Source organism: Microcella alkaliphila (genome assembly GCF_004216855.1).
Lineage (GTDB): Bacteria > Actinomycetota > Actinomycetes > Actinomycetales > Microbacteriaceae > Microcella > Microcella alkaliphila.
Genome location: NZ_SGXT01000011.1, coordinates 248,363 through 261,721, shown reverse-complemented (window position 1 = coordinate 261,721; position 13,359 = coordinate 248,363). Strand labels below are relative to the sequence as shown.

Annotated in this window: 8 protein-coding genes; 7 read left to right on the top strand and 1 reads right to left on the bottom strand. The window is 66.7% G+C overall.

Annotated elements, in window-relative coordinates:
* Positions 1-51 precede the first annotated feature (51 nt).
* The 4 genes from polA (at position 52) to rpsA (ending at position 6,955) form a co-directional block, all read left to right on the top strand.
* Positions 52-2,712, top strand: a complete 2,661-nt coding sequence (polA, locus tag EV140_RS01885; protein WP_130280500.1) for a DNA polymerase I — start codon at positions 52-54, stop codon at positions 2,710-2,712.
* A gap of 10 nt (positions 2,713-2,722) precedes the next feature.
* On the top strand, positions 2,723-4,396 hold the full coding sequence (locus EV140_RS01880; RefSeq protein ID WP_130280498.1) for a DUF885 domain-containing protein: 1,674 nt from the start codon (positions 2,723-2,725) through the stop codon (positions 4,394-4,396).
* A 14-nt stretch (positions 4,397-4,410) separates the two neighbouring features.
* Entirely contained in the window at positions 4,411-5,367 is a 957-nt protein-coding gene (locus EV140_RS01875; protein ID WP_130281028.1) for an epimerase, read from the top strand.
* Positions 5,368-5,512: 145 nt separating this feature from the next.
* Entirely contained in the window at positions 5,513-6,955 is a 1,443-nt protein-coding gene (gene rpsA, locus EV140_RS01870) for a 30S ribosomal protein S1 (RefSeq protein WP_130280496.1), read from the top strand.
* Positions 6,956-7,000: 45 nt separating this feature from the next.
* Here the strand turns inward: rpsA and EV140_RS01865 are convergent, their stop codons facing one another.
* Positions 7,001-7,624, bottom strand: a complete 624-nt coding sequence (locus tag EV140_RS01865; protein WP_130280494.1) for a DUF4126 domain-containing protein — start codon at positions 7,622-7,624, stop codon at positions 7,001-7,003.
* 72 nt (positions 7,625-7,696) lie between these two features.
* Here EV140_RS01865 and coaE point away from each other — a divergent pair, with 72 nt between their 5' ends.
* From coaE to uvrA, 3 genes are read left to right on the top strand one after another with little or no spacing between them, the layout of a single operon-like run.
* Entirely contained in the window at positions 7,697-8,308 is a 612-nt protein-coding gene (gene coaE, locus EV140_RS01860) for a dephospho-CoA kinase (protein WP_130280492.1), read from the top strand.
* A 46-nt stretch (positions 8,309-8,354) separates the two neighbouring features.
* Positions 8,355-10,421: an excinuclease ABC subunit UvrB gene (uvrB, locus tag EV140_RS01855; RefSeq protein WP_130280490.1), complete on the top strand. Its 2,067-nt coding sequence runs from the start codon at positions 8,355-8,357 to the stop codon at positions 10,419-10,421.
* A 38-nt stretch (positions 10,422-10,459) separates the two neighbouring features.
* On the top strand, positions 10,460-13,357 hold the full coding sequence (uvrA, locus tag EV140_RS01850) for an excinuclease ABC subunit UvrA (RefSeq protein ID WP_130280488.1): 2,898 nt from the start codon (positions 10,460-10,462) through the stop codon (positions 13,355-13,357).
* Positions 13,358-13,359 lie beyond the last annotated feature (2 nt).

The window sequence follows — 13,359 nt, the reverse complement described above, 5'->3', positions numbered from 1 at the left end:
GCGTCGGGCGGTCTCGGGGCCGCGTCGGCGCACGCCGTTAGGCTGGCGGGCGTGACGGACTCCGCAAAGCCTACTCTGCTCATTGTCGACGGCCACTCGCTGGCGTTTCGGGCCTTCTACGCCCTCCCCGTGGACAGCTTCGTCACGCGCGACGGGCAGCACACGAACGCGATCCACGGCTTCATTTCGATGTTCTTGGGGCTGCTCGCGAAAGAGAAGCCGACCCACGTTGCCGTCGCTTTCGACATCTCCCGACACTCTTTCCGCACTCGGGAGTACCCCGAGTACAAGGGCACCCGCGGCGAGACGCCGCCGGAGTTCGTCGGTCAGGTGCCGCTCTTGCAGGAGGCGCTGGAGGCGATGAGTGTCACCACCATCACGAAGGAAGACTTCGAAGCCGACGACATTCTCGCCACCCTCGCGCGCCAGGGGTCTGAGCAGGGCTTTGACGTGCTTGTGGTGTCGGGCGACCGCGACACCATTCAGTTGGTGAACGACCGGGTCACGCTTCTCTACCCGAACGCCCGCGGCGTGAGTGAACTGAAGCGCTACGACCCAGACGCGGTACGCGAGCGCTACGGCATCAACCCCGAGCAGTACCCCGAGATCGCGGCGCTGGTGGGCGAGACGAGCGACAACCTTCCGGGCGTCGACAAGGTCGGTGAGAAGACGGCCGTGAAGTGGATCACCCAGTACGGCTCTCTCGATGCCCTGCTCGAGCACGCCGACGAGATCACGGGCGTTGTCGGCAATAACCTGCGTGAGCAGCGTGACCGCGCCGAGCGCAACCGGCGCCTCAACCGTCTCGTGACCGATGTCGAACTGCCGGTCGGCCCCACCGACCTCGAACGCAAGCCAATGGACGTGCCCGCAGTCAAGAGCATTTTTGAGCGACTGCAGTTCCGCACGCTGACCGAGCGCGTACTGAAGATCGCCGCCGCTGAGGGCGCTGACATGGGGGAGGCAGTCGACGTGGGAGCCGCCGCGCGCGATGCCGCCCCCGCTGTCCGCACCCTCGTCGACGAAGAGCTGGCCGCGTGGCTGCGGGCGAACGGCGCGACCGAGTTGGCGGTGGTCGCTGAGTCCGACGGCGGCGAGCTGCGCGCCATCGGGCTCGCGAACGACCGCGAGACCGTGCAGGTGAACTGGGCCGCGCATCGACCCGACTACGCCGCCCTCGAGGAGTGGCTGGCGAGCGACAGCCCCAAGGTTGTCGCTGACGCCAAGCAGCTCACCGCACTGCTCGACCCCGTCGGGATGCCCGTTGCCGGCATCGCATGGGACGCCAAGCTCGCCGCGTGGCTGCGTGCCCCCGGCACGCGCACCGCAAACCTCGCCGAGATCGTCGACGGCGTGCTCGGCGAGACCCTGCCGCAGGCCGACCCCAACCAGCTGCTGCCCGACACCGAGGCCGTGCCGGCCGCAACCAGCGCGTGGTACCTGCTGCGGGTCGCGCGGGCGCAGCGTGAGCGTCTCGACGAGGGGTCGACCCGTGTGCTCACCGACATCGAGGTGCCGCTCGCGCCCGTACTGGCCCGCATGGAGGCGATCGGCGTCGCCGTCGACCGCGACGGTCTGCAGTCCCTGCGTCGCGAACTGTCCGAGACCGCGGCGGGGCTCGCGGAGAGGGCGTTTGCCGAAATCGGTCGCGAGGTGAACCTCGGCTCGCCCAAGCAGCTGCAGCAGGTGTTGTTCGATGAGCTCGGTATGCCGAAGACCCGCGCAACGAAGACCGGCTATTCGACCGACGCGGCAGCGCTGGCCGAGCTGCAGGCGAAGCACCCGCACCCCTTCCTCGGCATCCTGCTCGAGCACCGCGACGCGACCAAGCTTGGGCAGATCGTCGAAAGCCTCGACAAGGCGGTGCGCGATGACGGTCGCATCCACACCACCTACGAGCAGACGGGCACCTCGACGGGGCGCGTGTCGTCAACCGACCCCAACCTGCAAAACATCCCGGTGCGCACCGATGTGGGCCACCGCATCCGCGCCGCGTTCATCGCGGGGGACGGTTTCGAGGGCCTGCTCACGGCCGACTATTCGCAGATTGAGATGCGCATCATGGCGCACCTGTCGGGTGATGAGGGGCTGATCGAGGCGTTCCGCACGGGCGAAGACCTGCACCGGTTCGTGGGCGCCCGCATTTTCGGCGTCGAGCCCAGCGAGGTGACGCCCACCATGCGCACCAAGGTCAAGGCCATGAGTTACGGGCTCGCGTACGGCCTGAGCGCGTTCGGGCTCAGTAAGCAGCTGGGCATCGAGACGGCTGAGGCGAAGCAGCTGATGACCGACTACTTCGCCCGCTTCGGGGCCGTGCGTGACTATCTGCGCAGTGTCGTTGACCAGGCCCGCGCCGACGGATACACCGAGACGATCTTCGGCCGCCGCAGGCCGTTCGGCGACCTGAATTCGCCGAACCGGGTGCTGCGCGAGAACGCTGAGCGCGCTGCGCTCAACGCTCCCATTCAGGGAACAGCCGCCGACATCATCAAAATCGCGATGCTCGGGGTGGCCGATGATCTTCGCGACCGTGGACTGCAGTCGCGACTGCTGCTGCAGGTGCACGATGAGCTCGTGTTCGAGGTCGCTCCCGGCGAGCGCGACGATCTGGAAGAACTCGTGCGCGCCCGCATGGGTGGCGCGGCCGAGCTATCGGTACCGCTGGACGTGCAGGTGGGAGTGGGCCAGAACTGGAACGAGGCCGCGCACTAGGCTCGAATCCATGACTGAGAGCACCGGCGCTCACGAAGCGCGTACGCCCACCGAGATCGACCGCATCGCTGAAGAGTGGGTTGACACCCTCGTCGCCTTCAGCCCCGAGCTGGCCACCTACATTGGCGCTGACGGCGACCTCGAGCGATACCAGGACTACTCGCCGAACGGCCGCGCCGCCATCCGCGGCGCCGCGAACGCGACAATCGGCAAACTCGAAGCGGTCGACCCGGTCGATGACACCGACCGTGTCACGAAGACCGACCTCCTCGCCGAGCTCCGGCTCGACCTCGAACTCGACGACGCCGGGTGGGAGGCGCGCGACCTGAACGTCCTCGCGTCGCCGGCCCAGGGCATCCGCGAGATCTACGACCTCATGCCCACCGGCACCGACGATGACTGGTCGACGATCGCGAAGAAGCTCACGCGCGTGTCCGACGCGCTTGACGGCTACGCCGAGACGCTGCGTGAAGGCATCGCGAACGGCAACACGCCCGCCGTGCGCCAGGTGCGCGAGGTGCTCACCCAGGTGCGCACCAACGCGTCCGCCGACGGGTTCTTCCACGAACTCGCCACCGGCGCCGACGTGCCCGACGCCCTAAAGAGAGATCTGCTCGAGGGCGCGCGTCAGGCCTCCGACGCCTACGGTCGGTTCGGCGACTTCCTCGAAAACGAACTGGCACCCGCCGCGCGCGCCGACGACCCGGTGGGTCGCGAGCTCTACGAGCTGCTATCGCGCCGCTTCCTCGGCGCGACGATCGACCTCGACGAGACGTACGAGTGGGGCATCGAAGAACTGCGCCGCATGGTCGACGAGCAGACGCGTATTGCCGACCAGATCCTGCCGGGTGCGAGCGTCGAGGAGGCCATTGCGCACCTCGAAAAGGACCCGACGCGCAAACTGCACGGCCGCGAGGCCCTGCGCGAGTGGATGCAGCAGCTGAGCGACACGGCCGTCGATGAGCTGTCGCGCACGCACTTTGAGATTCCCGAACCCGTCAAGAAGCTCGAGTGCATGATCGCCCCCACGCCCGGCGGCGCGATCTACTACACCGGCCCGACCGACGACTTCTCTCGCCCGGGCCGCATGTGGTGGTCGATTCCGGAGGGGGTCGACGAGTTCGACACGTGGCGCGAGACGACGACGGTGTACCACGAGGGTGTTCCGGGTCACCACCTGCAGATCGGCCAGGCCGTCTACAACCGCGCGCAGCTGAACTCGTGGCGTCGCCTGCTCGCCGGTACGAGTGGCCACGCCGAGGGGTGGGCCCTGTACGCCGAGCGCCTCATGGAGGAGCTCGGCTACCTCGACGACCCGGCAGACCGCCTCGGGATGTTGGACGGCCAGCGCATGCGCGCCGCCCGCGTCGTGCTCGACATTGGCGTGCACCTCGGCAAGATCCACCCCGAGACGGGTCAGGTCTGGACGAGCGACGACGCCTTCGCGTTCATGCGCAAGAACGTGAACATGAACGATGGCTTCGTGAACTTCGAGGTGAACCGCTACCTCGGCTGGCCGGGCCAGGCCCCGTCGTACAAGGTCGGTCAGCGCATCTGGGAGAACCTGCGCGCCGAGATCACGCAGCGCGAGGGGGCCGACTATAGCGACAAGGCGTTCCACAAGCGCGCCCTCGACATCGGCGGTGTCGGCCTCGACACGCTCACGTTCGCCCTGCTCGGCTGAGTCGACACGTGACGATGACGCCGCGCGTCGTGATCGCCGGGGCATCCGGCTTCATCGGCGACGCGGTCGCCCGCGACTACGCGGACCGCGGTTGGCAGATCGTGACGATCGGCCGCCGCGGTCCCGTCGCGTGGAGCGACGAGACCGCGGTGGCTGAGGCCGTCGACGGGGCCGACACGCTCATCAACCTCGCGGGTCGCAGTGTCAACTGCCGCTACACCGCGAAGAACCGCGCCGAGATCCTGTCGTCGCGCGTCGACACGACGCGGCAGCTGAACGCCGCGGTGCGCAACGCAACACACGCTCCGCGTCTCTGGCTCAACGCATCGACCGCCACGATTTATCGGCACGCGACCGATCGGCCGCAGACCGAATCGGGTGGTGAGATCGGCACACGCTTCAGCGAGCAGGTCGCGGCCGCGTGGGAGTCCGCTCTGTTCGACGGCGATCTTCCCGGGACGAGGCGCGTCGCCCTGCGCCTGTCGATCGTGTTCGGCGCCGGCGGGGGAGCGCTGCCCCCGATCACCCGGCTGGCCCGCCTCGGTCTGGGCGGCCCGCAGCACGACGGGCCCTGGCTATCGACTCCCGCTCGTCGCGCCGCCAGAACCGACCTGCCGCCCGGCGCCCCCGGTGGCCACCAAATGGTCAGCTGGATCCATATCGACGACGTCATCGCCGCGCTTCGATTCCTGGATGCCCGTGACGACATCGCGGGCGCCGTCAACATCACTGCGCCCCACCCCGTCGACAACCGCACGTTCATGCGGCAGGTGCGGCACCGGCTCGGACGGCCTATCGGCCTTCCCTCCTACCGGTTCATGCTCGAGCCCGCGATGGCGGTCCTGCGCACCGAGCCCGAGCTGGTTCTCAAGAGCCGGTGGGTGCTGCCCGAACGGCTGGAGGCGGCCGGATTCGCCTTCACGCATCCCGATCTCGATGAGGCGCTCGCGAGCATCCTGAATCGCCCGTAACGCGGCGTTTGCCGCGCGCCCGTTCGCCGCGCTAGGCTGGAGAGTCGTCGATTTGACGTCCATCCTGTCCGCATGCCCGGACGACACCCACCCTGCACCACGTCGTTTCGGGCCCGAACCCTGTCCGCATCGGAGCAACCACTACATGACAACCGCAACGACCAACGCCCCCAAGCAGATCGCGATCAACGACATCGGGTCTGCCGAAGACTTCCTGGCGGCGGTCGAAGAGACTCTGAAGTTCTTCAACGACGGCGACCTCATCGAAGGAACCGTCGTGAAGATCGACCGCGACGAGGTCCTCCTCGACGTCGGCTACAAGACCGAGGGTGTTATCCCCTCCCGCGAACTCTCGATCAAGCACGACGTTGACCCCACCGAGGTCGTCGCCGTCGGTGACATGGTCGAAGCCCTCGTTCTCCAGAAGGAGGACAAGGAAGGTCGCCTCATCCTGTCGAAGAAGCGCGCGCAGTACGAGCGCGCGTGGGGCGACGTCGAGAAGATCAAGGACTCGGACGGTGTTGTCACCGGCACGGTCATCGAGGTCGTCAAGGGTGGCCTCATCGTTGACATCGGTCTGCGCGGCTTCCTGCCGGCATCGCTGATCGAGCTGCGCCGCGTGCGCGACCTCACCCCGTACCTTGGCCAGGAGATCGAGGCGAAGATCCTCGAGCTCGACAAGAACCGCAACAACGTGGTGCTCTCGCGTCGCGCCCTGCTCGAGCAGACGCAGTCTGAGAGCCGCTCGAACTTCCTCAACGCGCTGGCCAAGGGTCAGGTGCGCAAGGGTGTCGTGTCGTCGATCGTTAACTTCGGTGCGTTCGTCGACCTCGGCGGGGTTGACGGCCTCGTGCACGTCTCCGAGCTCAGCTGGAAGCACATCGAGCACGCCAGCGAGGTCGTCGAGGTGGGCCAGGAGGTCACCGTCGAGATCCTCGAGGTCGACCTCGAGCGCGAGCGCGTGTCGCTGTCGCTCAAGGCCACCCAGGAAGACCCGTGGCAGGTGTTCGCCCGCACGCACGCGATCGGCCAGATCGCTCCGGGCAAGGTCACGAAGCTCGTTCCGTTCGGCGCGTTCGTTCGCGTGGCCGATGGCATCGAGGGTCTCGTGCACATCTCTGAGCTGTCGAGCAAGCACGTCGAGCTCGCCGAGCAGGTTGTGTCGGTCGGCGACGAGGTGTTCGTCAAGGTCATCGACATCGATCTCGAGCGTCGCCGCATCTCGCTGAGCCTCAAGCAGGCCAACGAGGGCGTCGACCCCGAGGGCACCGAGTTCGACCCGGCCGTCTACGGCATGCCGACCGAGTACGACGAGGCCGGCAACTACAAGTACCCGGACGGCTTCGACCCCGAGTCGGGCGAGTGGAAGGACGGCTTCGAGGAGCAGCGCACCAAGTGGGAGCAGGACTACGCTGCCGCTCAGACGCGCTGGGAAGCTCACAAGAAGCAGGTCGCCCAGTCGATCACCGACGAGGCCGAGCTGGAGGCCCCGGCGGCTGGCTCGTTCACCTCTGACTCGGCTGGCGCCGGCACCCTTGCCGACGACGAGTCGCTCGCGGCCCTTCGCGAGAAGCTCTCGGGCAACTAGCACGCACGGCGCGCGTCACAGCGCGCAACCGACGCGGGTCGTCTCCTATCCGGAGGCGGCCCGCGTCGCCGTTTCGGGCTGCGGAACCCGACGTCGGCGGTCGCGCGCCCGCCGCAGAACGACTGTCGTACCGACCACCAGGCCGACGATGACAACAAGCACGAGGATCGGCACAATGAGCGCCAGCACGCTGAGCGTGACGGCCGTGATGTCCTCCGCGGTGGACAGCGCCGGAGCGGCGGCACCTGCGGTCAGCGTGTTCGCAGCAACGCGCACGAGTGCCTTCGCCAGGTGGACGACGAAAGCGATCGCCACACCGATCGCGATCGGCACCCACTGTCCCGACTCGACAAACGCGGCCGGGTCGCTCACGGCGACGGTTTCCGCCCCGGCTCCGCCGCCAAACACGATGCCGCCGGAGGCGGGTCGCACGACTGACTGAATCCAGTCGTTAATGGTGTCAACCGCGGGAATCTTGTCGGCGACGAGCTCGAATACGAGCAGTATCGCGATGATGCCGAGTACCCACTCGTTGCTCAGCCACGTCCATCCGGCCGGGAGTGTCACCTCCTCGATGAAGCGTCCCGCGAGCCCCAGAATGAGCAGCGGAATGTATGCGTTCAGGCCGGCCGACACGGCGAGTCCTGCACCGGTGAGAAGTTCGAGCATGGCCCCTCCTGTCGGTGTCGGTTGTCGCCATGCTAAACCCGCGGGCTCCCGTTCGCCCGATAGCCTTCGACCATGGATGTCGTCGGCCTCACGGGGGGCATTGCCGCGGGAAAATCGACGGTCGCGGGCCGTTTGGCTGAACTCGGGGCGATCGTCATCGATGCGGACCAACTCGCCCGCGAGGCGGTCCAGCCGGGCAGCCCCGGTCTTGACGCGGTCGTGCAGCGCTTCGGCGTCGCCGTGCTCAGCGACGACGGGTCACTGGATCGCGCCGCGCTGGGGCGCATCGTGTTCGCCGATGAGGAGGCGCGACGCGCGTTGAACGGCATCGTGCATCCCGAGGTTCGGCGACGGTACGCCGAGGCTGTGGCGGATGCTCGTGCACAGAACCCCGATGCGGTGATCGTCTACGACGTCCCGCTGCTCGCCGAGGCGCGGGCCGCCGATGAGTTCGGCACGATCGTCGTTGTCGACGCTCCCGCCGAGATGCGGATCGCCCGACTCGTCGAGCTGCGGGGCATGGACCGGCGGGAGGCCGAGAACCGCGTGGGAAGCCAAATCAGCGACGCCGACCGGCGAGCCATGGCCGACGTCGTGGTCGACTCGTCGGGCACCCTGGAGCACACCCTCGCTCAGACCGACGCTCTGTGGCGTCGTCTGGTTGCGGAGCGCGACGGCGGCTGAGTGCCCGCCCAGCGTCGCTGTCGGTGGTGAGCCCTAGGCTTTCGGCATGCAACCGACGCGCTCCGTCCGCCCCTTCGAGGTGGTCAGCGAGTATCAGCCGAGTGGTGACCAGCCACAAGCGATCGCCGAACTCGCCGGGCGCATCAACGCGGGCGAAACCGACATTGTCCTTCTGGGGGCGACCGGTACCGGCAAGAGCGCGACGACCGCGTGGCTGATCGAGCAGGTTCAGCGGCCGACGCTCGTGCTCGCGCACAACAAGACACTGGCCGCGCAGCTGGCGACCGAGTTTCGTGAGCTCATGCCGCACAACGCGGTCGAATACTTCGTGTCGTACTACGACTACTACCAACCCGAAGCGTACGTCCCGCAGACCGACACCTTCATTGAGAAAGACAGCTCAATCAACGCCGAGGTCGAACGGCTGCGGCACTCCACCACGAATGCCCTGCTCAGTCGCCGCGATGTTGTCGTCGTGTCGACGGTGTCGTGCATTTACGGCCTCGGCGCGGCCGAGGAGTACCTCGAGGCGATGATCGCCCTGCAGGTCGGTCAGACGATCTCGCGCGAGCAGCTGATTCGCGCCTTCGTGGCGATGCAGTATCAGCGCAACGATGTCGACTTCTCGCGCGGCAAGTTCCGCGTGCGCGGCGACACCATCGAGATCATCCCGGTCTACGAAGAGCTCGCGATTCGCATTGAGATGTTCGGCGATGAGATCGAGGCGCTGTACGCGCTCCATCCGCTGACGGGCACCGTCATCAAGACCCTCGATGCGGTGAGCGTCTTCCCCGCCACGCACTATGCCGCCTCTCCCGACACGATGCAGCGCGCCATCGGCACGATCCGCGTCGAACTCGACGAGCGGTTGGCCGACCTCGAGCGCCAGGGCAAGCTCCTGGAAGCGCAGCGTCTGCGCATGCGCACGACCTACGACCTCGAGATGATGGAGCAGATCGGGTTCTGCAACGGCATCGAAAACTACTCGCGCCATATCGATGGCCGCGCCGCCGGTGAGCCGCCGAACTGCCTTCTCGACTACTTTCCCGACGACTTCCTCGTCGTCATCGATGAGAGCCATGTCACCGTTCCGCAGATCGGTGCGATGTACGAGGGCGATGCCAGCCGCAAGCGCACACTCGTTGAGCACGGCTTCCGGCTACCCAGCGCCCTCGACAACCGTCCCCTGCGATGGGAAGAGTTTCTGCAGCGAACCGGGCAGAAGGTGTACCTGTCGGCCACGCCGGGTCCGTACGAGCTCGGGGTATCCGACGGCGTCGTCGAGCAGATCATTCGCCCGACCGGCCTCGTTGACCCGCAGATCGTCGTCAAGCCGAGCAAGGGGCAGATCGACGACCTGCTCGAGCAGATCCGGCAGCGCGTCGAGCGTGACGAGCGGGTTCTCGTCACAACGTTGACCAAGAAGATGTCGGAAGAACTCACCGACTTCCTCGAGGAGGCGGGGGTGCGGGTGCGCTACCTGCACTCTGACGTCGACACCCTGCGGCGCGTCGAGCTGCTGCGCGAACTGCGTCAGGGCGTGTACGACGTGCTCGTCGGTATCAACCTGTTGCGTGAGGGTCTCGACCTCCCCGAGGTGTCGCTCGTTGCCATTCTCGACGCCGACAAAGAGGGCTTCTTGCGCTCGTCCACGTCGCTCATCCAGACGATCGGCCGCGCGGCGCGCAACGTGTCGGGCGAGGTGCACATGTACGCCGACGTGGTCACTGCGTCGATGGCGCGCGCCATCGACGAAACCACTCGGCGTCGAGACCGACAACTCGCGTATAACGCCGAGCACGGCATCGACCCGACGCCCCTGCGCAAGCGCATCGCTGACATCACCGATCAATTGGTCCGTGAAGGCGAAGACACTCGCGAGCTTCTCGAGGGCCGCGCCGGCGGCAAGCGCGCCGCGACGCCCGTGAAGCGGCGCGAGGGTAAAGCTGCGGAAGGCGCCGCTGAGCTCGAGTCGATCATCGCTGACCTGACGGCACAGATGCTCGGTGCCGCCGACGAACTGAAGTTCGAGTTGGCCGCGCGCCTCCGCGATGAGGTGCAAGAGCTGAAGCGCGAGTTGCGGCAGATGTCCGAGGCCGGACACGTCCGCTGAGAGAGGGCCGGGCATCCGTGTCGGGGGCGGAGCCTAGAATGACGCGAGTGCCGGCAACCCCTCTTGAATCAGCCCCCCACTTGAGTGTGCGCGGCGCGCGCGTGCATAACCTGCGTGATGTCGACCTCGTCATTCCGCGCGACGCCCTCGTCGTGTTCACCGGACTGTCGGGCTCGGGCAAGAGCTCGCTCGCCTTCGACACCATCTTCGCCGAGGGGCAGCGCCGTTACGTCGAATCGCTCTCCGCCTACGCGCGTCAGTTCCTCGGGCAGGTCGACCGCCCCGACGTCGACTTCATCGAGGGTCTCAGCCCCGCCGTCTCCATCGATCAGAAGTCGACCAACCGCAACCCACGGTCGACGGTCGGCACAATCACCGAGATCTACGACTACATGCGTCTGCTGTGGGCGCGCGTCGGTATCCCGTACTGCCCCGTGTGCGGCGAGCGCATCCAGCGACAGACCGTGCAACAGATCGCCGACGAGCTCATGCAGATGGAGGAGGGCACCCGGTACCAGGTTCTTGCGCCGGTGGTCAGCCAGAAGAAGGGCGAATTCGTCGACCTCTTCAAAGAGTTGGCACAGGCTGGCTACTCGCGCGCGGTGGTCGACGGAGAGACCATCTCACTCGCCGAGGCGCCCGCGCTGAAGAAGCAGAACAAGCACGACATCTCCGTCGCCGTCGACCGCCTCGTGGCGAAGTCCGACCTGCTGCAGCGCCTCACCGACTCGCTAGAGACGGCGGTCGGCCTCACCGACGGGCTCGTCGTGATCGACTACGTCGACCGCGACGCGAGGGCGACCGACAAGACGCGCACTTTCAGCGAGAAGCTCAGCTGCCCCAATCGCCACCCGCTGCAGCTGACCGAGATCGAGCCGCGCACGTTCTCGTTCAACTCGCCGTTCGGCGCGTGCCCCGTCTGCTCGGGGCTCGGCACCCGTATGGCGGTCGATGACGACCTGTTGATTGGCGACCCCAGTCTGTCGCTGAACGACGGAGTCATCCTGCCGTGGAATCAGCAGGGGAAGGGGCTCTACAGCTACTTCCAAAAGCTTCTGGCCGGACTTGCTCGTGACCTCGCGTTTTCGCTCGACACCCCGTGGGGTGAGCTCGAAGAAAGCACCCAGCAGGCCATCCTGCACGGCAACGACTTCGAGGTTCGGGTTAAGTGGCGAAACCGCTATGGCCGTGATGTGTCGTATTCGACCGGCTTCGAAGGTGTCATTCCGTACATCGAGCGCAAGTATGCCGAGGCCGAGAGTGACTGGTCGCAGCAGCGCTTCGCGGAGTATCTGCGCGAGGTGCCCTGCTCCGAGTGCGACGGCGCGCGGCTGAAGCCCGAGGTGTTGGCGGTGCAGGTCTCGGGGCGCTCAATTTCTGAGATCGCCGAGTTGAGCATCCAGGACGCGTACGCGTTCATGGAGTCCCTGACGCTCACCGAGCGCGAAGCGGCGATCGCCGCTGCCGTGCTGCGCGAAATCCGCGCGCGACTCGAGTTCCTGCTCGAAGTCGGTCTTGGTTATCTGACTATGGCGCGGGCCGCGGGCTCCCTCTCGGGCGGCGAGGCGCAGCGCATTCGCCTGGCAACCCAGATCGGGTCGGGGCTGACCGGGGTGCTCTACGTGCTCGACGAGCCATCCATCGGGCTCCACCAGCGCGACAACCGCCGCCTCATCGACACCCTCGTGAAGTTGAAGAACCTCGGCAACACGCTCATCGTCGTCGAGCACGACGAAGACACCATTCGCACCGCCGACTGGGTTGTCGACATCGGGCCGGGTGCGGGCGAGCACGGCGGCCGCGTCGTGCACTCGGGCTCCTACGCGCAACTGATCGAGAATCCGAAGTCGATCACGGGCGACTACCTCGCGGGCCGCCGACACGTGATCGAACGCGTCGAACGCCGTCCGATCGACGAGAACCGGATGCTCACGGTCGTCGGTGCGAAGGCCAACAACCTGAAAGACGTCACCGTCGACATTCCGCTCGGGGCATTCGTCGCCGTCACGGGCGTCAGCGGCTCGGGCAAGTCGACGCTCGTGAACGACATCCTGTACAAGGTGCTCGCCAACAAGCTCAACGGCGCGCGTCAGGTGCCAGGCAAGCACGTGCGCGTGACCGGGCTCGAACACCTCGACAAGGTGGTGCACGTCGACCAAGCGCCGATCGGGCGCACCCCGCGATCAAACCCGGCCACCTACACCGGTGTCTTCGACCGCATTCGCCAGCTGTTCGCCGAGACACTAGAGGCGAAGGCGCGCGGCTACCAGCCGGGGCGTTTCAGCTTCAACGTCAAAGGCGGCCGGTGCGAGAACTGTGCGGGTGACGGCACGATCAAGATCGAGATGAACTTCCTGCCCGACGTCTACGTGGCGTGCGAGGTGTGTGGGGGGGCCCGCTACAACCGCGACACCCTGCAGGTGCACTACAAGGGCAAGAACATCGCCGAAGTGCTCGACATGCCGATCGAGGAGGCCGCCGAGTTCTTCGAGCCGATCAGCGCCATTCACCGGTATCTGAAGACCCTCGTCGACGTCGGCCTCGGCTACGTCCGGCTCGGTCAAAGCGCCACGACGCTCTCCGGCGGTGAGGCGCAGCGCGTCAAGCTCGCCACTGAGCTGCAGAAGCGCTCGAACGGCCGCAGCATCTACGTGCTCGACGAGCCCACGACCGGCCTGCACTTCGAGGACGTCCGCAAGCTTCTGGTCGTGTTGAACGGCCTGGTCGACAAGGGAAACTCGGTCATCGTGATCGAACACAACCTCGATGTGATCCGCGCAGCCGACTGGCTGATCGACCTCGGGCCCGAGGGCGGTGCGGGCGGCGGCACGATCGTCGCGACCGGCACGCCCGAGGAGGTCGCCCGGGTCGATGCGAGCCACACCGGCGCCTTCCTGCGCGAACTTTTGCCCGCGCTCGAGGTCGTCGGAGCCTAAGC